Genomic DNA, 20,004 nt, shown 5'->3' on the forward strand with positions numbered 1-20,004 from the left:
GCGCGTCTGGTAAGCGCTAGTAGCTATAAATACGATAGCTAACCAAGGAGCACTGGATGAAGGTTGTCGGTTTTGCCGGGTTCTCCGGCAGTGGCAAGACCACGCTGGTCGAGCAGCTGATCCCCGAGCTGCGGCTGCGCGGGCTGCGCGTGTCGGTGGTCAAGCATGCCCACCACAGTTTCGACATCGACCACCCGGGCAAGGACACCTACCGCCACCGCGAGGCAGGCGCCTTTGAGGTGGTGGCTGCGTCGGACAAGCGCCTGATGCTGGTGCGCGAGTTCGAGCAGCCCGCCACGCTCAGCGTGCACCACCTGCTGGCCGAGCTGTATCAGGGCGTGGACTGGGTGCTGGTGGAAGGCTTCAAGGACAGCGATCTGCTCAAGGTCGAAGTCTGGCGCGCCCCCGAGCCCGGCCAGTTGGCCAAGCCCGTGCGCTACCCCGAGGACGACTTTGTGGTGGCCGTGGCCACCGACGCCGCCGCGAGCCTGCCCCAGCCCACCCAGCTGCCGCTGCTGGACCTGAACCAGCCCGCACAGGTGGTGGACTGGCTGATCGAGTACGGGCACCGCTTTGAATACAACTGGGAACTGCACGGAGGGCTGGTGCCATGCGCCCCCCAATGAAGCCCCTCAAGGCGCTGGACGACGCGCTGGCCGAGCTGCTGGCCCAGGCCGCGCCGCTGCCGGGCACGGACACCGTCACCACCTTCGACGCCGACGGCCGTGTGCTGGCGCAAGACTGCGTCTCGGCCCTGCAGGTGCCCCCTCAGGACAACAGCTCGATGGACGGCTACGCCGTGCGCTGCGCTGATGTGGCGGCGGCAGGGGTGGTGTTGCCCGTGTCGCAGCGCATACCTGCGGGCAGTGCGGGTGCCCCCCTGCAGCCCGGCACGGCGGCACGGATCTTCACCGGCGCACCGGTGCCTGCAGGCGCCGATGCCATCCTGATGCAGGAAGACTGTGAGGCCCTTGCCGCCGCCGATGGCCTGGGTTCGGTGCGTATCAACGCCGTTCCCCAGGCCGGCCAGTGGATCCGCAGCGCGGGCGAGGACATCACCCGGGGTGCTGTGGTGCTGGCGGCGGGCACACGCCTCACCCCGGCCGAGCTGGGCCTGGCGGCCAGCATCGGCCTGCACCAGCTGCAGGTGGCCCGCCGCCCGCGCGTGGCGCTGTTCTCCACGGGCGACGAACTGGTCATGCCCGGCGAGGTGCCGCCTGAGCAGATGCGCCCCGGCGCCATCTACAACAGCAACCGTTTCTTTTTGCGCGCCATGCTGCTGCGCCTGGGCTGCGAGGTGACCGACTTCGGCATCGTGCCCGACCGGCGTGATGCCACCATTGCGGCCTTGCGCGATGCGAGCGCCGCCCACGACCTGATCCTGACCAGCGGCGGCGTGAGTGTGGGCGAGGAAGACCACATCAAGCCCGCAGTGGAAACGCTGGGCACGCTGGACCTGTGGCAGATCGCCATGAAACCCGGCAAGCCCTTCGCCTACGGCCAAATTCCGCGTGAAGGTGGTGCCGCCCACTTCATGGGCCTGCCCGGCAACCCGGTGTCGAGTTTTCTGACCTTTGCGCTGCTGGTGCGGCCCTTTGTGCTGCGGCTGCAGGGCGTGCTGGGTGTGGCTCCCCAATCCATCGCGGCCCGCGCTGATTTTGTGTGGCCCAAGGCCGACAAGCGCCGCGAATTTCTGCGCGTGCGCCACAACGCCGCAGGCGGGCTGGACCTGTTCAACAACCAGAGTTCGGGCGTGCTCACCTCGGCCGCCTGGGGCGACGGGGTGGTGGACAACCCGGCGGGCCAGACCATTGCTGCGGGCGATACCGTGCAGTACATCGCCTTCTCGGAACTCCTGTCATGAAGATATCTGTCCGCTATTTCGCCTCCATCCGCGAGGCCATTGGCACCGGGCAGGAGGGGGTGGAGACGGCCGCCGCCACGCTGGGCGCACTGCGCGACGAACTCATTGCGCGCGGCGGTGACCATGCCAGCAGCCTCGCGCGGGGCCGGGCCGTGCGCATGGCACTCAACCAGACCCTGAGCGATGAATCCGCCCCCCTGGCCGAAGGGGCCGAGGTGGCGTTTTTCCCGCCCGTTACCGGGGGCTGAGTCCGGCAGAGGCCAGGGCCTGAAGGCGCAGGTTCAGAGCTTCCGATGCGCCCATCATCGGCGCCCGCAGTTCATTGCACAGCTCGCCCGCATGGGCCAGAACGGCCTTCAGCGGCGCCGGGTTGGGCTCGGCAAAGCAGACCTCGATCCAGGGCAGCAAGGCCTGCCACACGCGGCGGGCTTCGCCCAGGTGGCCTGCGCGCAGCAACTCCATCAGCTCCACAAAGCGGGGTGTCTGCCAGTGCGCGCTGGCCGAGATCGCGCCCGCACCGCCCAGGGCCAGGGTATGGAAGATCTGCGCGTCTTCGCCCGTCAGCACCTGCAGGCGGCCATCGGCGATCAGGGCCTGTGTCTTGGCAGGGTTGCCGCCGCAGTCCTTGATGGCCGTAATGCGCGGATGTGCGGCCAGCGCCAGCAGCGTTTCGGTGCTGAGCGTGGCCCCTGTGCGGTAGGGAATGTCGTAGATCAGCAGGGGCGCGGCGCTGGCGTCGGCCAGGGTGCGGAACCAGTGCAGCAGGCCCTCCTGCGAGGGGCGGATGTAGTGCGGGGCCGACACCAGCAGGCCCGCCGCCGGATAGCGTGCCAGGGCCTGCACCTGCTCCAGCACCTGGCCCTGGTGGTAGCCCGACACGCCCATCACCACGGGCAGGCCCTGGGCGGCCGTGAGCACTGTTTCCAGCACCTGCAGCTGCTCGGCCTTGTCGAGTGCGGCGGCTTCGCCCGTGGAGCCGCAGGCGACAAAGCCTGCTACCCCCTGGGCACGCAGCCGGGTGGTGAGGGCAGCGAGCGCCAGGTGGTCCACGGCCCCGTCCTTGAAGGGCGTGACCAAGGCGATCCAGAGCCCGCTGAACAGCGGCTGCGGGGAGGGCTTGGTGGCAGTGGTTGGATTGGTAGCGGTGGCAGACATGCAAAACATCCTTTCAGGGTTCGACCAGGGGAAGAACCGTCCGGAAGGAATGCGCGCGGAATGCCGGGGAGGGAAAAGAGAAAAGAAAGAAGGGGATTTCTCTACCAGGTGGTTCCGTCGCTCATCCGGACGGAACCACAGCTCCGGTCAGATGAGCTCTGGTTTTTTGGCTTTGACCACGCACTGCAATGCGCCCGCGGGTGCGGTCGTCATGGCGAGAAGGGTGTGCGTGGGCATGGGGCGCAGTATAGCGAGGCCGTTGTGAAAAGCTTGTCTGAAAGCCGCCACGGCGCGGCTCTAGGGTTGTGCAGGGGCCGCAGCGGGTTGCTCGGGGATCAGTTCGGGGCAGGGCCAGTTCAGCAGCTCGGCCAGGCGGGTGGTGATCCAGGTGGCCTCGGCCACTGACACGCCCGATTCGGCCGTGCACAGCCCGGCGTGAATGCGCAGCAGGATCTCGGCCTCTGACGGGGCCTGCACGTGGTAGAGCGTCTGCGCATGCTCCACCAGGTGGCCCGTGAGGTCTTCGCACAGCTCATAGCGGGTGCGCACCACGGCAGGTTTTTCGGACAGGCGTTGGCGTGTATCGCTGTACACCGCCATGAACGAGGGCGGCACATGGATCTGGTTGTCGTTGTCGTCCATGGGCGCCCTTCAGTCGGGGGTGAACAGGCGCTCGAACTTGGCCTGGTCCGCCGCCAGCGCAAAGCTCACGAGCTGGCCCATCTTCATGTCCGACAGTCGGCAGGCGGCAAACAGCGTGGTCTTGCCTGCCAGCTCCATCACCTCCAGGTCGATGATGGCGTAGGGGTAGGGCACGAACACCTGGTGCTCGAACACCTCCTTGTGCGTATTGCGGGGCGAGGGGTAGAGCTTGTACAGCTCGGTGGTGATGGTTTGCGTGGCCATGGTGGAAAAAGGGGCTGCGGTGCGGGTACAGTGCGGGCGAATCGTACAGAAAAACCCTTTTACCCCTCTATGGCACGAAACAAAAGCGAATGGCCTGCCAAGGTCCTGGCCCTGATCCAGGGCGGCAACCTGCCTGCGGCCATCGCACAGATCAAGGTGGCGCCTTCGGTGTCCGACGTGACACGTCTGCAGACCCTGCTGGCGAAGCTGCCGCCCACCCCCGCGCTAGCCCAGCTGAACAAGGTGGTGGAAGAAGAGCATGCCCTGCTCTCGGCCCCCCGGCTGCACCGCTCGCCATGAGCGCGCCGCATGCCCCCCAGCCTGAAAGCCCTGCCGCCATGAGCCTGCCCCGCGTTTCCATCCAGACTGAAGATTTCGACCTGTCCGCCGAAGTGGCGGCCCTGCGCCGCGAGAACAAGGGCGTGGGCGCGGTGTGTAGCTTTGTGGGCACGGTGCGCGACCGCAATGAAGGGGACCAGGTGGCGTCCATGGAGCTAGAGCACTACCCGGGCATGACCGAAAAATCCATCGAGGCCATGGTGGACGAAGCCTTTCGCCGCTTCGACATCTTTGGCGCCCGCGTCATCCACCGCGTGGGGCTGCTGCAGCCGCTCGACCAGATCGTTCTGGTGGCCGTGACCAGCGCCCACCGGGGCCAGAGCTTTCAGGCCTGCGAGTTCTTGATGGACTACCTCAAGACCCAGGCGCCCTTCTGGAAGAAGGAAGAAACCGCCCAGGGCGCCCGCTGGGTGGATGCGCGGGTGAGCGACGACGCGGCGCTGGCGCGCTGGGGTATCACGCTGGGCAACGCGGCCTGATGCGTTGTGCGCTTTGGGCGCTGGAAATTGGAAAAAATTGGCCGTCTCCGCGCTCTGGTAAAGCGTTTATAGCTATAAAAATTATAGTAACTGATGCTTGTGTGATGGGGTAAATCACTGACGCAGGTCAACAAGGGGCCATGGGGTGGGCCAGGGAACTGTCTTGAAATCAGGCAGGCCGCGCCTCAAGTGTTCTGCAATTCGGAGGACATTCACCCATGCGTCTCGACAAATTCACCACCAAGTTCCAGGAAGCCCTGAGCGATGCGCAGAGCATTGCGCTGGGCCATGACAACGCCTACATCGAACCCGTGCATGTGCTGCTGGCCATGCTGCAGCAGGATGACGGCCCCAAGGCGCTGCTGCAGCGCGCGGGCGCCAATGTGTCCGGCCTGCTGGCTGCGGCCGAGGCGGCCGTCAAGCGCCTGCCCCAGGTGCAGGGCAACGACCAGGTGCAGGGCGGGCCCGAGCTGGGCCGCGTGCTGCAGGCCACCGAGAAGGAGGCCATCAAACGCGGCGACCCCTTCATTGCCAGCGAGCTGTTTTTGCTGGCCGTGATCGACAGCAAGGGCGATGCCGCCAAGATTGCGAAGGACAATGGCCTGACCCGCAAGAGCCTGGAGGCCGCGATCGACGCCGTGCGCGGCGGCCAGAAGGTGGACAGTGCCGAGGCCGAAGGCCAGCGCGGCGCGCTCGCCAAATACTGCCTGGACCTGACCGAGCGCGCGCGCCTGGGCAAGCTCGACCCCGTGATCGGCCGTGACGACGAGATCCGCCGCGCCATCCAGGTGCTGCAGCGTCGCACCAAGAACAACCCCGTGCTCATCGGCGAACCCGGCGTGGGCAAGACCGCCATCGTCGAAGGCCTGGCCCAGCGCATCGTTGCGGGCGAGGTGCCGGAGTCCCTCAAGGGCAAGCGCGTGCTGAGCCTGGACATGGCAGCGTTGCTGGCAGGCGCCAAGTTCCGCGGCGAGTTTGAGGAGCGCCTCAAAGCCGTGCTCAACGAGCTGGCCAAGGACGAGGGCCAGACCATCGTCTTCATCGACGAGCTGCACACCATGGTGGGCGCGGGCAAGGGCGAAGGCGCGATGGACGCGGGCAACATGCTCAAGCCGGCCCTGGCGCGTGGCGAGCTGCACTGCGTGGGCGCCACCACGCTGGACGAATACCGCAAGTACATCGAGAAGGACGCCGCGCTGGAGCGGCGCTTCCAGAAGATCTTGGTGGGCGAGCCGAGCGTCGAGGCCACCATCGCCATCCTGCGCGGTCTGCAGGAGAAGTACGAGGTGCACCACGGCGTGGACATTACCGACCCGGCAATCGTCGCAGCGGCCGAGCTGAGCAATCGCTACATCACGGATCGCTTCCTGCCGGACAAGGCGATCGACCTGATCGACGAGGCGGCGTCCAAGATCAAGATCGAGATGGACTCCAAGCCCGAGGTCATGGACCGCCTGGACCGCCGCCTGATCCAGCTGCAGATCGAGCGCGAGGCCGTGCGCCGCGAGAAGGATGAGTCTTCGCAAAAGCGCTTTGCGCTGATCGAGGAAGAGATCGCCAAGCTGCAAAAGGAGATCGCCGACTACGACGAGATCTGGCAGTCCGAAAAAGCCCAGGCGCAGGGCAGTGCCCATGTGCGCGAGGCCATCGACAAGCTCAAGTTCCAGATCGAAGAGTTCACCCGCAAGGGCGACTTCAACAAGGTGGCCGAGCTGCAGTACGGCAAGCTGCCTGAGCTGGAAAAGCAGCTCAAGGAAGCCCAGGCGCAAGAGGCTGGCAAGGACGGTGCCCCTGCCGCGCGCCGCCTGCTGCGCACCCAGGTGGGTGCCGAAGAAATCGCCGAGGTGGTGAGCCGTGCCACCGGCATCCCCGTGTCCAAGATGATGCAGGGCGAGAAGGACAAGCTCTTGCAGATGGAAGACAAGCTGCACGAGCGCGTGGTGGGCCAGCAAGAAGCGATTGCCGCCGTGGCCAACGCCATCCGCCGCTCGCGCTCGGGCCTGTCCGACCCCAACCGCCCCACGGGCTCGTTCCTGTTCCTGGGCCCCACGGGCGTGGGCAAGACCGAGCTGTGCAAGGCGCTGGCGGGCTTCTTGTTCGACAGCGAGGACCACCTGATCCGCATCGACATGAGCGAGTTCATGGAGAAGCATTCCGTGGCCCGCCTGATCGGCGCGCCGCCCGGCTATGTGGGCTATGAGGAAGGCGGCTACCTGACCGAGGCCGTGCGCCGCAAGCCCTACAGCGTGCTGCTGCTCGACGAGGTGGAAAAGGCTCACCCCGATGTGTTCAACGTGCTGCTGCAGGTGCTGGACGATGGCCGCCTGACCGACGGCCAGGGCCGTACCGTGGACTTCAAGAACACGGTGATCGTGATGACGAGCAACATTGGCTCGCACCTGATCCAGGCGATGGTCGGGCAGGACTCACAGGACATCAAGGACGCGGTGTGGGGCGAACTCAAGAACCACTTCCGGCCCGAGTTCTTGAACCGCATCGACGAGACGGTGGTGTTCCACGCGCTGGATGCGCAGCACATTGCGTCCATCGCCAAGATCCAGTTGCAGCTGCTGCAATCCCGGTTGGCCAAGATGGATTTGGAGCTGCAGGTGTCCGACGCCGCCTTGGCAGAATTGGCCAAGGTGGGGTTTGACCCGGTGTTTGGTGCGCGGCCGCTCAAGCGGGCGATCCAGCAGCGCATCGAGAATCCGTTGTCGAAGTTGCTGCTCGAAGGGCGATTCCCGCCCAAGAGCGTGATTCCGGTCACCGTCAATCCGGTGCTGGAGCCGGGTGTGTTCCAGTTCGGCGTGGCCGAGCGGGGATGAGCCCGGCGGGAAAGGGTGACCTTTACCCTTTCCCCAAGATGTGAAGGAGAGGTGTCGTTTGAATGAATTTGTTGCAGGCCTTGTGCGCCTGCTGCTGCGTGTCGTGGTCCTGGCCATGGGGCTGGTGCTGTTTGCCAGCCTGCTGGTGGCGGCCCTGGTGCTGGCGCTGGTGTGGATGCTGCGCGCAGGCTGGGCGCGCCTGACGGGCAAGCCTGTGACCCCCTGGGCCATGCGCATGGACCCCCGCACGGGTTTCAGCACCGTGTTCCGCTCCACCGAGCGCTGGTCGTCTGGCCGCCGTGGCGCAGCAGCGCCAGACGCGGGCGACGCGGGCGGCGATGCAGCGGCATCGCGCCGGGGCGGTATCCTGCCGGGATCTGCCGAAGTCACCGACGTCGAAGCGCGCGAAGTGCGCTGAGAGTGGCTGCCGGGACGCACCCACAGGGCGTTTACCCTGTGGGTGCGTTCGTTTTTTCGTGACACGCCCTGATCCATGACACCTGCCGATATCCACGCCCATTTCGACTCACAACGCCAGGCCAGCCGCGCGCAGGTGGATGTGCCCCTGCTGGTGCGCCGCGAGCGCTTGCTGCGCCTGTCCAAGATGCTCGACGAGCATGGCCCCGTGCTGGCCGCAGCGGTGCAGGCCGACTTTGGCATGCGCTCGCCGCGCCTGACCGAGGTGGCCGACTTCTTTGTGCTGCGCGCGCTGCTGTCGCACACGCTGCGCCACCTGGCGAAGTGGACCAAACCCCAGAAGGTGCGCACGCCGCTGTATCTGCAGCCCGCCCATGCCTTCATCCAGCGCCAGCCGCTGGGTGTGGTGGGCGTGATTGCGCCGTGGAACTACCCGGTGCAACTGGCCCTGGCACCCGCCATCACGGCACTGGCAGCGGGCAATCGGGTGATGCTCAAGCCCAGCGAGCTCACGCCCCACACCTCGGCCCAGCTGGCGGCCCTGGTGGCCCAGTTTTTTACCCCCGACGAGTTCTGTGTGGTGCAGGGCGATGCCAACCTGTCGGCGCTGTTTGCCTCGCTGCCGTTCGACCACCTGGTGTTCACCGGTTCTACCGCCGTGGGGCGCAAGGTGGCGCAGGCGGCGGCGCAGCACCTCACGCCCACCACGCTGGAGCTGGGCGGCAAGTCGCCCTGCATCATCGACGGCCACTGCAACATGCAGGACGCGGCGCTCAAGATCGCCCACGGCAAGCTGCTGAATGCCGGGCAGACCTGCATCGCACCCGACTACGTTCTGCTGCCCCGGGGGCGCGAGGGCGAATTTGCGCAGGCCTACCGCGCAGCGGTGGCCCGCCTGTTCCCCACCATCGAGGGCAACGCTGACTACGCCTCCATCATCACCCCGCGCCACCATGCGCGTCTGCGCACCATGCTGCAGCAGGCCCAGACCCAGGGGGCCGAGGTGCAGACCATCGACCCGGCCGCAGGCAAGCCCGTGGTCCACACGGTGGGCACGCTGGGCGATGGCGCCAGCCGCCAGATGCTGCCCACGCTGGTGTTTGGCGCCACCTCCCAGATGCAGCTCATGCAGGAGGAAATTTTTGGCCCCATCCTGCCGGTGATCTCGTACGAGCGGCTGGATGACGCCATTGCCCACATCAACACCGGGCCGCGCCCGCTGGCGCTGTACTGGTTTGGCGACAGCGAGGCCGTGCGTGACGACGTGCTGCGCCGCACCGTGAGTGGCGGCGTGACGGTGAACGACACGTTGATGCACATTGCCCACGACAACCTGCCCTTTGGCGGCGTGGGCGACAGCGGCTGGGGCGCCTACCACGGCGAGCAGGGCTTTCTGCGCTTTTGTCACCAGAAGTCGGTGCTGGTGCAGTCGCGCTGGGCGATGGGCGCGCTGTTCTACCCGCCCTATGGCGCCCGGTTCGACCAGATCATGGGTTTGTTGCGCCGCTGGCTGTAGCCGTCGTGGGGGGCTCGCTCTCAGGGCCCTCCTGCACCTGCGCCTGCGCTTGTGTCGCTGCGGTCCCATCGCTCGGCGGGGCTGGGGGGCGGGTGATGAGCTGCACGATGGCATCGCGCAGCTGGCCGGTGGACACCGGTTTGTGCAGCAGCAGTGCCGAGGTGGACTGCGCATCGCGCAGGCGCTGGGGCGAGGTGTCTCCCGTCATGATGATGGCGGGCACCGGCGTGCCCAGGTAGGTGCGCAGCGCCTGCAGCACCTGCTTGCCGGTCTCTTCGTGGCGCAGGCGGAAGTCCGTGATGATGATGTCGGGGGTCACGTCTTCCAGCGCCTCCAGGGCATCGGCGCTGGACTCGGCGGTGAGGCACTGGCAGCCCCAGCTTTGCAGCAGTGACTGCATGCCCAGGCGCACCGCCTCGTCATCGTCGATGGCCAGCACCTTCAACCCCGCCAGGCTGCGGGCCGAGGGCGTGGGGCTGGCATCGTCCTCCAGCGCGCCCTGCCAGCGGTCCAGCCACAGCCGAAACACCGAGCCCCGGCCGGGGTGCGAACGCAGCTCCACCGAAGTCTTCATCTCGCGCGCCAGCCGCTGCACGATGGCCAGGCCCAGGCCCAGGCCCTTGCGCCGGTCGCGCTCGGGGTTGCCGAGCTGGTGGAACTCCTTGAAGATGTCCTCCCACTGGTGCACGGGGATGCCCGCCCCGGTGTCCCACACCTCCAGCGCCAGCCGTTTGCCGCGCGTGCGGCAGGCGATGAGCACACCGCCGCGCGCGGTGTAGCGCAGTGCGTTGGAGATGAAGTTGTGCATCACCAGCCCGACCAGCGAACGGTCGGCAAAGGCGGCGGCTGATGTCTCGCGGGTGCGGTACACCAGCCCCGCCGTGTCGGCCTGCACGCCGAATTCCTGCTCCAGCGCCGTGAGCAGCGGCTGCACGGCAAAGGCCGCTGGCCGCACCTTCACCACACCGGCTTCCAGCCGCGAATAGTCCAGCAGCGTGGTGAGCATTTCGGCTGCCGCGCCCGAGGCGGCGTGCGCGTGCTGGAGCACCGTGCGCTGGTGGTCGTTGAGCGGGCTGCGCTGCAGCGATTCGAGGAAGAGCCCCATGGCATGCAGGGGCTGGCGCAGGTCGTGGCTGGCGGCCGCCAGAAAACGCGATTTGTCGCGGTCGGCCTGCTCGGCGGCCCCTTGTGCGGCCAGGGCGCGCTGGGACTCGGCGCGCAGTTCGTTCACCAGGCGCTCGTTTTCGAGCTTGAGCGCAATGCTGCGCCGCGTGGCCCGGTCGGCGGTGCGGGCCTGCAGGCAGGTCAGCGCGTAGTACACGCCGCTCAGGAACAGCGCGGGCCACATCACTGGCCCGCCGGCCAGCGCCACGGCTGTCATCACCCCGCCGATGGCGCTGGTGAGGTAGGTGACATAGGCCCGGTACAGCGGCGCCCCCAGGCCCAGTGCGCCCGAGGACACGGTGCTGATGATGCCGATGGCATAGATCACGCTATCGGACGTACCCCAGTACAGCACCACATAACCCAGGCTGCCCCAGCTCAGCCCCATGGCGGCCATGCAGGCAATCAGCTTGCGCGCGGCCTGGGGGGCCGGGTCGGAGAAGGGGGAGATGCTGCGCAGCGTGAGGTAGACACCCGCAACCACCAGCGCGTGGGTGGCCAGCCAGACGGTGGTGGCCTGCGTATCGGCCACCCGGGCCATGACCCACAGGGTGCCCAGCGCAGTGGCCAGCGACGCCAGCAGCGTCATCGGGAAGTTCTGCCGCAGCAGGGCTACTTGCTCGCGCAGCACCTCGTCGCGTTCCCACACGGGCCAACCCCAGCGGGTGGGGGGCTGGGCGCCTGGGGGCTCGGGCGCGGTGTCAGAGGGGGTCATGGAGCTGTGGTGTAGACAGGCCCAGGCGCTGCGCGGCCAGCAGCGCGGCGCTGCGGCTGTTCACGCCCAGCTGCGAAAAGATGGCGGCCACATGCACACGCACCGTGTTTTCGCTCAGGCCCAGGTCGCGGGCGATCACCTTGTTGGGTTTGCCGGTGCACAGCAGCGAGAGCACATCGAGCTGGCGCGCCGTGAGCGAGGGCGCATCGGGCCCGCGCGTGGTGGCGCCGTTGCCGCTGTTGATCGGGAAGCAGGGCTGGCCCGACAGCGCGCAGGTGATGGCCTCCAGGATGTCTTCGGCATTGGCTGACTTGGGCAGAAAACCGTCGGCGCCCCGGGCCCGCGCCTCGTGGACCGCGTCGGGCGCCACGCTGGCGGACACCAGCACGATGCGGGCTTGGGGACAGGCCTGGCGCACCAGGCGCAGGCCGTCCAGGCCACTCATGCCGGGCAGCTGGATGTCGAGCAGCACCAGGTCGATGTCGGCCTGCTGCAGTGCACAGGCGTCGGCAATCGAGCCCGCCTCGGCAATCGTGCCCACGCTGGGGTGGTCCTGCACGATCAGGCGCAGCCCGGTGCGGAACAGGGCGTGGTCGTCCACCAGCAGCAGGCGGGCATTCGTCCGGGCACTTTGTAGGGCACTCATTGGGCAAGTATTGCGCACAACCGGGTGTTGTTGGCTAGTCCATTTGTGCGATGGACGCAGGCTAGGTCACTTTCTAGACTTTCCGTCAAGCATTGAAAAGCACGTTGAACAGATTTCTGGAGTGCCCGCCGATGCGCAAACCTTCGTCTTCCACCTCGTTTTCAAAGGGCTTCCCATGACCACCAATGCGCTGATCCACGGTTCCACCCCTTCTGCAAGTGCCCACCGGGGGGGCGAGCGGCGACCGGCCGCCCCTGCGGGCGCCGGACTCGGGGGCAATACGCTGGCACAGATCATGGAAGAAAACTGCCCCGACATGCTGGCCGCCGCAGGGGTGGTGATCGAGCACCTGGATGCCCAGGCCGGAGCCTGGCAGTTTTCTGCCGACCAGGGACAGACCTGGCGCGCCATCCGCACCGACCTCATCAACCGCCCAGGCAACCTGGGCCTGGCGCTGGACCGCGATGCGCGCCTGCGGGTGCTGCCCTTTGGCGGCCACCGGGTAACGGGCGCACGGGTGGCTTTCCATGCCGTGCAGCGCAGCCACGGGCAAGGCAACGGCAGCTACCGCGCCTATGCCCCGGATGAGCGGGACGGCGGCTCGCGCACCGTGACGTTGGTGCTCAGCCTCGCGGCCATCAACGGTGCACCGCCCGTGGTGCATGTGCCGCGCCCGCGCAACAAGCGGGCCATGGTGCAGCGTGCGGCGGCCTCGGTGGGGGTGGGCGCTGCGCTGTCGGGCTCGATGGCCATGGCCTGAACCATGCGGCAGAGCGGGGCCGGGTGCCCGGCCGTGCATGCCACAAACACCGCATTTTGGGGAGCGAAGCCGAACGTTTGACGAGGACAAAACAGGGGCCTCTGGGGGGCAAAAAACCGTTTGCGGCGACAATGCCGACCTTTCGCATTTTCATTCTCTGTTTTCGTTCGGTTTTTTCATGTCCAGTATCCAGGTTCGTCCCGCTACGCTTCGCGATGCAAAAGCCATCGCCCAGATCCACACCGTTTCCGCCCAAGAGGCTTACAAAGGGCTGGTGCCAGACGAGCAGTTGAAATCCATGTCGTCGGTCGAAAAGCGCCAGGCCTACTGGCGCGAGGCCATTGAGTATTGCGAGCCCCAGGTGCAGGTGGCGGTGGACGGCGAGAAGATCGTCGGCTTTGTCGGCTACGACCGCTCGCGCGATGAAAAGTCCCGCCCCACCACCGGCGAAATCTGGGCCATCTACGCCGCCCCCACCCACTGGAACCAGGGCGTTGGCCTGGCGCTGTGGGATGCCGCCCGTGACGGCCTGCACGAAGAAGGCTGCACCAACGTCACCGCATGGGTGCCGCTGCGCAACGAGCGCGCCATTCGTTTCCACGAAATGGCGGGCTTCAAGCAAGAACTCTCTACCGCCAAGACCAATGTGATTGGCGGCGTGAAGATCGAAGAAGTGCGCCTGAAACGGCCCATCAACGCATAGGCCACACGATGATTGAATGGAGCCGCCAGGGCCAGACACAACAAGCCCAGTGGCGCTCCGAAGCTGGCGCCCCGGCACCGCGCCGGGTGGTCACCGCCGACGACACGCTGCCCGCCGACACGGCCTACCGCATGGCCTGTGAAGGCACGGGCCTGCTGTGGCAGGGCGATTTCCAGAACGCCCGGCACCTGCTGCAGGCGCTCATGCGGCGTACCGATTCCAAGACCGGCAAACACCGCCGCTCGGCTGCCAAGGCCGCCCAGAAGGCGGCAGTGGCCACGCCTTCCGAGGCTTTTCACCTGCACCGCCAGGCCCAGGCGCAGCGTGCGCGGGTGCTGGCGTCCATCCTGATCCCGCTGGAAGGCGACTACAGCATCGCGCTGCGCCGCGCGCCCGACTGGCGCGAGGCCTGCACCCAGGCCTGGGGGCCTTCCACCGGCGAGCGCTGCGTGGCCACGCTGCGCGAGCTGCTGGGCCTGGTGGGTGCCTACGAATGGCGCAAGAAGGGGGTGGAGGTGCCCGCGCTGGGCGCAGCGCCCCGCGACCGGATCCATCCGCACTACGGCGTTTTCTCGCCCGTGCGGGGCGAGTATGTGGACCTGGTGGCCAGCACCCCGCTGCCCAGCCAGGCGTTGGCCTTTGACATTGGCGTGGGCACGGGCGTGTTGTCTGCCGTTCTGGTGCGCCGGGGGGTGCAGCGGGTGGTTGCGACCGACCAGGACCCCCGGGCCCTGGCTTGCGCACACGACAACCTGCAGCGCCTGGGGGTGCTGCCCCAGGTTGAGCTGCTGCAGACCCACCTGTTTCCGCCCGGCCGTGCGCCGCTGGTGGTGTGCAATCCGCCCTGGGTGCCTGCGCGTGCCAGTTCGCCCATCGAACACGCCGTGTACGACGAAGGCAGCCGCATGCTGCGGGGTTTTCTGGCGGGGTTGCCCGAGCACCTGGAGCCCGGCGGCGAGGGCTGGCTGATCCTGTCGGACCTGGCCGAGCACCTGGGCCTGCGCCCGCGTGAGCAACTGCTGGGCTGGATTGCCGAAGCAGGCCTCGTGGTCCTGGGGCGGCACGATGTCAAGCCGGTCCATGCCAAGGCGGCCGATGCGGGGGATGCCCTGCATGCGGCGCGGGCGGCGGAGGTGACTTCGCTCTGGCGGCTGGCTGCAGCGGTCTGAGGCTGGAGTTTCAGAGCTTCAGCCCTCCAGCAGCGCGGGCTGCGTGGCGGCATAGACGCCGGGCGCGGCCCCGGGGGCACGTGGCAGCAGTTGCTCCAGCCGCTCGCGCAGGCTGGCGGCGCGTTCTGCGCCCGCGGCCAGGGCCACTTCCTCGAACATGGCATCTCCCACGTCCAGCATGCTGGTGCGGTCCCGCGCGGTGCGCAGGGCCTCGCGAAAATGCTGTGCCAGCAACGGGTCGCGGCGGGCAAACAGCCGCTCGCAGGTGTCGAACAGGTACATGCGCGCACCGGCGAGCGAGCGCAGGGATTCACCCGGCTCCGGCCGCTCGATGGACGGGGCCTGGCTGGTGGCCTCCGCCTCAGCGGGTGGGGGGAGGGGGGCTGTGGAGGGCGTGGGCAGCTCGGCCGGGCCCGTCAGGTAGCCCTGGCGCATGAGGTTGTCCACAATCTGCGCGCCGATGCCGTTGTACATGGCCTGCAGGTCGGACAGCGGTTTGCCGTCGGCCAGCAGTAGCAGCGAGCGTTCGCGCAGGCTCAGGGTGCGTACGCCGGGCGATAGCTCCTGGCGGGCTTTGTCGGTCTTTTGCAGCAGCATGGGGGGCTCCGTTCGGGCACGAATGCCCGCCATTGCAGCCGCCCGCCATGACGCCGTGATGACCCTTTGCCGCACAATCCGGGGGCTTCGCCCTGTAGCGTTTAGCCGCAGACTGGGGATTGCTCACTTTTTGATAGCTTTAAAGGCATATCCATCAGGCGGAAACACCTGTTTTTATTCATATTCTTAGGACTGTGCCGTGTGTGCGCGGCCCTGCACCGCCCCCGACCGCGATGACCCTGCTGCTTGCCCCCATGGAGGGGCTTCTGGATTTTGTGCTGCGCGACGTGCTCACGCGCGTGGGCGGGGTGGACCGCTGCGTGTCGGAGTTCATCCGCATCACCGGCACGCTGCTGCCCGACAAGGTATTCCTTCGCTACCTGCCCGAGCTGCGCAACGGCAGCCGCACGCTGGCGGGCGTGCCCGTGCGGGCGCAGCTGCTGGGCTCCGACCCGGTCAGCATGGCCGAGAACGCAGCACGCCTGGCCGCGCTGGGGCCGGAGGGCATCGACCTGAACTTTGGCTGCCCGGCCAAGGTGGTCAACCGCCACGGTGGCGGGGCCGCCCTGCTGCAGGAGCCCGAGCGCATTGCCGCTGTGGTGGGGGCCGTGCGCCGCGCCGTGCCCGCGCACCTGCCGGTGTCGGCCAAGATGCGCCTGGGCTTCAACGACACGGGGTTGATGCGCGAATGCGCCCAGGCCATGCAGGCCGGGGGCGCGGCCGAGCTGGTTGTGCATGCCCGCACCAAGGCCGATGGCTACCGCCCACCTGCGTACTGGGAGCACATCCCCACCATCCGCGCTGCCGTGGCCATCCCGGTGGTGGCCAATGGCGAGATCTGGACGGTGGCCGACGCGCAGCGCTGCCGCGAGGTCTCGGGCTGCGATGCCCTCATGCTGGGGCGCGGCATGGTGGCCGACCCGGGGCTGGCCCGTGCCATCCGTGCCTTGGACGCCGGGCAGCCGGGGGCGGACCCCGTGGTCTGGGCCGACCTGATTCCCCACCTGGCGGCCTTCTGGCAGCTGGTGTGTGACGACCTGGAACCCCGCCAGCGCGCGGGGCGCCTCAAGCAGTGGCTCAACCTGCTGCGCAGGCGGTTTGTGGAGGCCGAGGTGGCGTACCAGCATGTGCGCACCATGACGGACCAGCGCGCCATCACCGCGTGGGTGGCGGCGCAATAGGCCCAGGCGCAAAACGGCGTCTGATCCACCACGGCCTGTAGGTGCGCGGGCGGCGGATTACAGCAGGTGATCGGGCGCGAGGGGGCCCAGCAGTTGCAGCATCAGGCGCAGGGGCAGGCTGGCATCGGGCTCGGTGGTGGCGTCGGGCAGGCCGCTGTCCTTGGGCGCGCGCCACACCAGGCCCTGGTCGGTCTGCTGCACCTGCCACGCGGCGTCTTGCAGGGCGGTGTCGATCTGTACCGTGGCACGGCGTGACAGCTCGCCGCTGCGGATCAGCAGCGCCACTTCGGTGTTCTGCCGCTGCGAGCGCAGGTCCAGGTTCATCGAGCCGATGACGAGCAGGCGGCCGTCCACGATCATCAGCTTGGAGTGCAGCATGGCGCGCGAGCTGCCGCCAGCTCCGCTGCCGCCTGAGCCCCCCATGCTGCCGGTGCCACCGAAGGCCCCGCGCAGCACCCCGGTGAGTTCGCTGCGCATCTCGTACAGCTCCACCCCCATGGCCAGCAGCGTGGGCCGGTGGCGCGCGTAGCCCGCGTGGGCAATGGGGGCGTCGTTCGACGCCAGCGAGTTGGTGAGCACCCGCACACGCACGCCCCGTGCCCGTGCGGCGGCAAAGGCACGCTCCATGTCGGGCCCGGGCACGAAGTAGGGCGAGATGATCAGCAGGTCGCGCCGCGCCTGGCCCATGAGCTGCAGCAGGCCGTCCACCACGGTGTCGGTCTGGGTTTCGGCGGTGGTTTCGCCGTCGGGTGGGAGCGAGGGGGCGGTGTTGCCATTGCCATTGCCATTGCTCAGGGCGGGATTGGCTGACAAGGCAGGTGGCGCCACGGGCTGGGCGACTGTCTGGGAAGCCGTGGGCGCATCCGCCGAAGCGGATGTGGTTGTGATTGCAGTGCCCCGAGGGCGGACCAGCGCCGCGATGTTGGCGGGCGTGGCGCGCGGCGGGTTCTGGTCGGGCAGGGGGGTGGCGGAGGTGCCATCGGGCGGGATCTTGGCGGGCCGGTCCGCCAGGACGGCGGCGGGTGCCCAGACAAACTGCACCTGCTTCAGGTCCATGGGCTCCTGGTTCCAGATGCGTGCACGCCGCGTGTCCGTTGTGTTGCGCCCGGTGGGGGCGGGCGGGGCCCCGGGTGCGGTTGCGCTGGTACTTGCGCTTTCCACGCGCTCTTGCTGCGTGGCCTCGGCGGCGCGGATGCTCTCGCGCAAGCGGTCCAGCTCTTCACGGGTGATGAGCGACTGCACCGGGTAGGCGCGCTCGTTGTTCCAGTAGCTGTCAAAACTGTGCGAAAGCTCCTGCACGACGCTACCAGCAGCCAGCACGTCCAGGTCCACAAAGTTGCCCGATTCGGAATTGCCAAAGTAGGCATCCCCCAGGTTGCGCCCGCCCGTTACGCCGAGTGCGTTGTCAGCGATGAAGAGCTTGTTGTGCATGCGCTGCTGCACCCGCGAAAAATCACCCAGCAGGCTGAACATGCGGCCCACGGGCGACCCGCGCGCGCCTGTGAGCGGGTTGAACATTCGCATCTCGACATTGGGCACAAAGGCCAGCCGCATCACCAGCGCATCACGCCCGGTGCTGTGAAAGTCGTCCAGCAGCAGCCGCACGCGCACACCGCGCCGGGCGGCGGCTGCCACGCTGAGCAGCAGGCGCTCGCTGCTCGCGTCGGCGTGGATGGCGTAGTACTGCAGGTCCAGCGTTTTCTGGGCGGCATCCACCAGGGCCAGGCGGCTGCTGTAGGCCGCCTGGGGGCCGCTGAGCAATACAAAGCCCGAGGGATGGCGGGCCTTCTGGGCCATGCGGCGGGCCTCTACCCATTGGCCCAGTGTGGTGTCGCTGGGGTTTTGCAGTGCGGTGGACACAGGCCGCTCCACATCCTTGGGCAGACCCGCGCAGCCCATGAGGGCCACAGTGGCCAGCAGGACCAGGCTCCGTTGGGTATGGCGGGCAAGGGGTGTCAGGAAGAGAGGGAAGGGCAGCAACGGGGCCATGGTGGGATGAGAGGATGGGGGATTGTGACCTTGGAGCCGCAGGGGCGTTGCTCCAAGGTGTATCCCGCCATCAGGCCCGCGCCTGTCGGACGCGGCCCCCAATTTGCCCTACTGCCCTACGGATGCACCAATCCCAGGCCTCTCACGTCCGGCCCTGCGCTGGCGGCTTACCAGCTCACTTCGCGGTCGGGTGTGGCACTGATCTTGTGGATGGACAGGTCGGCGCCGTCGAACTCTTCTTCCTGCGTGAGGCGCAGGCCGACTGTGTGTTTGAGCAGGCCATAGACGATGAAGCCCCCCAGCAGAGCCCAGACCACCCCCAGGCCCGTGCCGATCAGCTGTGCCGACAGGCTGACGCCGCCCAAGCCCCCCAGCGCCTTGCTGCCGAAGATCCCCGCCGCCAGCCCGCCCCAGGTGCCACACAGGCCATGCAGAGGCCAGACGCCCAGAACGTCGTCAATCTTCCATTTGTTCTGGGTAAGGGTGAACATCAGCACAAAGATGGCGCCCGCCACAGCGCCCACCACCAGCGCCCCCAGGGGATGCATCAGGTCCGAGCCTGCACACACGGCCACCAGCCCGGCCAGCGGGCCGTTGTGCACAAAGCCCGGGTCGTTTTTGCCCAGCACCAGCGCTGCCAGCGTTCCGCCCACCATGGCCATGAGCGAGTTGACCGCTACCAGGCCGGAGATTTTGTCCAGGGTCTGGGCGCTCATCACGTTGAAGCCAAACCAGCCCACCACGAGCACCCAGGCGCCCAGCGCCAGGAAGGGGATGTTGGAAGGTGGGTGGGCCGAGATCGCGCCATCCTTGCGGTAGCGGTTGGCGCGCGAGCCCAGCAGGATCACGGCGGGCAGGGCAATCCAGCCGCCCATGGCATGCACCACCACCGAGCCCGCAAAGTCATGAAACTCTTCGCCCGTGACGGCCTTGATCCAGGCCTGCACGCCGAAATGCTGGTTCCAGGCAATGCCCTCAAAGAAGGGATACACAAAACCCACAATGACCGCCGTGGCCATGAGCTGGGGCCAGAACTTGGCCCGCTCGGCAATCCCCCCGGACACGATGGCCGGAATGGCGGCCGCAAACGTGAGCAGGAAGAAGAACTTGACCAGCGCGTAGCCGCTTTGCTGCGCCAGCGCTTCTGCCCCCATGAAGAAATGCGTGCCGTAGGCCACGCTGTACCCCACCACAAAGTAGACGACGGTGGACACCGAGAAGTCCACCAGGATCTTCACCAGCGCATTCACCTGGTTCTTCTTGCGGACCGTGCCCAGCTCCAGAAAGGCAAAACCGGCGTGCATGGCCAACACCATGATCGCCCCGAGCAGAATGAACAGAGCATCCGTGCCCTGTTTGAGTGCTTCCATAACGTCCTCGCGCTAGTGATTGATCGACTCTGGTGCATTTTGAGTGTCTGCAGCAGATTTGCACCAGATTGATGCAAAAGTCGTGCCAGATATTGGTGCGAGTATCTGCACTGAGATGGGGCGGCGTGGCAATGGGTGGCGGGGTGCCCTGCGGGCACGGTTCGTTGGACCAGGGGCTGTGGTCAATCCACCGAGGTGCTTGGGGAGCT

General features: G+C 67.3%; 20 protein-coding genes. 12 read left to right on the forward strand and 8 right to left on the reverse strand.

Translation table 11 applies throughout. From position 1 onward, the window contains the following. Positions 1 to 56 precede the first annotated feature (56 nt). From mobB to moaD, 3 genes are read left to right on the forward strand one after another with little or no spacing between them, the layout of a single operon-like run. On the forward strand, positions 57 to 626 hold the full coding sequence (mobB, locus tag ACSQ3O_RS07560; protein ID WP_137746231.1) for a molybdopterin-guanine dinucleotide biosynthesis protein B: 570 nt from the start codon (positions 57 to 59) through the stop codon (positions 624 to 626). Then, positions 611 to 1,864, forward strand: coding sequence for a molybdopterin molybdotransferase MoeA (locus tag ACSQ3O_RS07565; protein WP_436138395.1), 1,254 nt, complete (start codon positions 611 to 613; stop codon positions 1,862 to 1,864). The genes mobB and ACSQ3O_RS07565 overlap by 16 nt, the downstream gene beginning before the upstream one ends. After that, complete coding sequence (moaD, locus tag ACSQ3O_RS07570) at positions 1,861 to 2,112, forward strand: molybdopterin converting factor subunit 1 (RefSeq protein ID WP_436138396.1); 252 nt, start codon at positions 1,861 to 1,863, stop codon at positions 2,110 to 2,112. Before ACSQ3O_RS07565 ends, moaD begins: the two co-directional genes overlap by 4 nt. On the opposite strand, the gene dapA is transcribed toward moaD, so the two are convergent. The 3 genes from dapA to ACSQ3O_RS07585 form a co-directional block, all read right to left on the reverse strand. After that, on the reverse strand, positions 2,099 to 3,019 hold the full coding sequence (gene dapA / locus ACSQ3O_RS07575; protein WP_436138397.1) for a 4-hydroxy-tetrahydrodipicolinate synthase: 921 nt from the start codon (positions 3,017 to 3,019) through the stop codon (positions 2,099 to 2,101). The genes moaD and dapA overlap by 14 nt on opposite strands. 297 nt (positions 3,020 to 3,316) lie before the next feature. Further along, positions 3,317 to 3,661 (reverse strand): hypothetical protein, encoded by a 345-nt coding sequence (locus ACSQ3O_RS07580; RefSeq protein ID WP_436138398.1) that lies wholly within the window; start codon positions 3,659 to 3,661, stop codon positions 3,317 to 3,319. A 9-nt stretch (positions 3,662 to 3,670) separates the two neighbouring features. Continuing rightward, a complete protein-coding gene (locus ACSQ3O_RS07585; RefSeq protein WP_298448724.1) occupies positions 3,671 to 3,925 on the reverse strand; it encodes a hypothetical protein in 255 nt (84 codons plus the stop codon). Between the two features lie 69 nt (positions 3,926 to 3,994). Here ACSQ3O_RS07585 and ACSQ3O_RS07590 point away from each other — a divergent pair, with 69 nt between their 5' ends. The 5 genes from ACSQ3O_RS07590 to ACSQ3O_RS07610 all read left to right on the forward strand — a co-directional run bounded on the left by ACSQ3O_RS07590 (position 3,995) and on the right by ACSQ3O_RS07610 (position 9,501). Continuing rightward, positions 3,995 to 4,225, forward strand: a complete 231-nt coding sequence (locus ACSQ3O_RS07590) for a hypothetical protein (RefSeq protein ID WP_436138399.1) — start codon at positions 3,995 to 3,997, stop codon at positions 4,223 to 4,225. A 38-nt stretch (positions 4,226 to 4,263) separates the two neighbouring features. Next, positions 4,264 to 4,743: a molybdenum cofactor biosynthesis protein MoaE gene (locus ACSQ3O_RS07595; protein ID WP_436138400.1), complete on the forward strand. Its 480-nt coding sequence runs from the start codon at positions 4,264 to 4,266 to the stop codon at positions 4,741 to 4,743. 218 nt (positions 4,744 to 4,961) lie between these two features. Continuing rightward, on the forward strand, positions 4,962 to 7,568 hold the full coding sequence (gene clpB, locus ACSQ3O_RS07600) for an ATP-dependent chaperone ClpB (protein ID WP_436138401.1): 2,607 nt from the start codon (positions 4,962 to 4,964) through the stop codon (positions 7,566 to 7,568). Between the two features lie 58 nt (positions 7,569 to 7,626). Further along, positions 7,627 to 7,986 (forward strand): hypothetical protein, encoded by a 360-nt coding sequence (locus tag ACSQ3O_RS07605; RefSeq protein ID WP_436138402.1) that lies wholly within the window; start codon positions 7,627 to 7,629, stop codon positions 7,984 to 7,986. Positions 7,987 to 8,061: 75 nt separating this feature from the next. Continuing rightward, entirely contained in the window at positions 8,062 to 9,501 is a 1,440-nt protein-coding gene (locus tag ACSQ3O_RS07610; protein WP_436138403.1) for a coniferyl aldehyde dehydrogenase, read from the forward strand. Here ACSQ3O_RS07610 and ACSQ3O_RS07615 read toward each other — a convergent pair. Both ACSQ3O_RS07615 and ACSQ3O_RS07620 read right to left on the reverse strand, forming a co-directional pair. After that, positions 9,473 to 11,380: an ATP-binding protein gene (locus ACSQ3O_RS07615; RefSeq protein WP_436138404.1), complete on the reverse strand. Its 1,908-nt coding sequence runs from the start codon at positions 11,378 to 11,380 to the stop codon at positions 9,473 to 9,475. The two genes, ACSQ3O_RS07610 and ACSQ3O_RS07615, sit on opposite strands and share 29 nt — an antisense overlap. After that, positions 11,367 to 12,026, reverse strand: coding sequence for a response regulator (locus ACSQ3O_RS07620; RefSeq protein ID WP_436138405.1), 660 nt, complete (start codon positions 12,024 to 12,026; stop codon positions 11,367 to 11,369). The genes ACSQ3O_RS07615 and ACSQ3O_RS07620 overlap by 14 nt, the downstream gene beginning before the upstream one ends. A 175-nt stretch (positions 12,027 to 12,201) precedes the next feature. On the opposite strand from ACSQ3O_RS07620, the gene ACSQ3O_RS07625 reads away from it, so the two are divergent. The 3 genes from ACSQ3O_RS07625 to ACSQ3O_RS07635 all read left to right on the forward strand — a co-directional run bounded on the left by ACSQ3O_RS07625 (position 12,202) and on the right by ACSQ3O_RS07635 (position 14,658). Next, on the forward strand, positions 12,202 to 12,786 hold the full coding sequence (locus tag ACSQ3O_RS07625) for a hypothetical protein (protein ID WP_137746243.1): 585 nt from the start codon (positions 12,202 to 12,204) through the stop codon (positions 12,784 to 12,786). Between the two features lie 178 nt (positions 12,787 to 12,964). Then, complete coding sequence (locus ACSQ3O_RS07630; RefSeq protein ID WP_137746244.1) at positions 12,965 to 13,489, forward strand: GNAT family N-acetyltransferase; 525 nt, start codon at positions 12,965 to 12,967, stop codon at positions 13,487 to 13,489. 8 nt (positions 13,490 to 13,497) lie between these two features. After that, entirely contained in the window at positions 13,498 to 14,658 is a 1,161-nt protein-coding gene (locus tag ACSQ3O_RS07635; RefSeq protein WP_436138406.1) for a methyltransferase, read from the forward strand. Positions 14,659 to 14,676: 18 nt separating this feature from the next. Here ACSQ3O_RS07635 and ACSQ3O_RS07640 read toward each other — a convergent pair whose 3' ends face one another. Further along, entirely contained in the window at positions 14,677 to 15,255 is a 579-nt protein-coding gene (locus tag ACSQ3O_RS07640; protein ID WP_436138407.1) for a hypothetical protein, read from the reverse strand. Positions 15,256 to 15,488: 233 nt separating this feature from the next. On the opposite strand from ACSQ3O_RS07640, the gene ACSQ3O_RS07645 reads away from it, so the two are divergent. After that, positions 15,489 to 16,436 (forward strand): tRNA dihydrouridine synthase, encoded by a 948-nt coding sequence (locus ACSQ3O_RS07645; protein WP_436138408.1) that lies wholly within the window; start codon positions 15,489 to 15,491, stop codon positions 16,434 to 16,436. 57 nt (positions 16,437 to 16,493) lie between these two features. Here the strand turns inward: ACSQ3O_RS07645 and ACSQ3O_RS07650 are convergent, their stop codons facing one another. Further along, positions 16,494 to 18,425, reverse strand: a complete 1,932-nt coding sequence (locus ACSQ3O_RS07650; RefSeq protein WP_436138409.1) for a phospholipase D-like domain-containing protein — start codon at positions 18,423 to 18,425, stop codon at positions 16,494 to 16,496. A 167-nt stretch (positions 18,426 to 18,592) separates the two neighbouring features. Continuing rightward, the gene (locus ACSQ3O_RS07655) at positions 18,593 to 19,795 is read right to left on the reverse strand and encodes an ammonium transporter (RefSeq protein WP_298448706.1); all 1,203 of its coding nucleotides are present in this window, start codon (positions 19,793 to 19,795) and stop codon (positions 18,593 to 18,595) included. Positions 19,796 to 20,004 lie beyond the last annotated feature (209 nt).

Source organism: Acidovorax sp. LjRoot74, assembly GCF_964254355.1.
GTDB lineage: Bacteria > Pseudomonadota > Gammaproteobacteria > Burkholderiales > Burkholderiaceae_C > Acidovorax.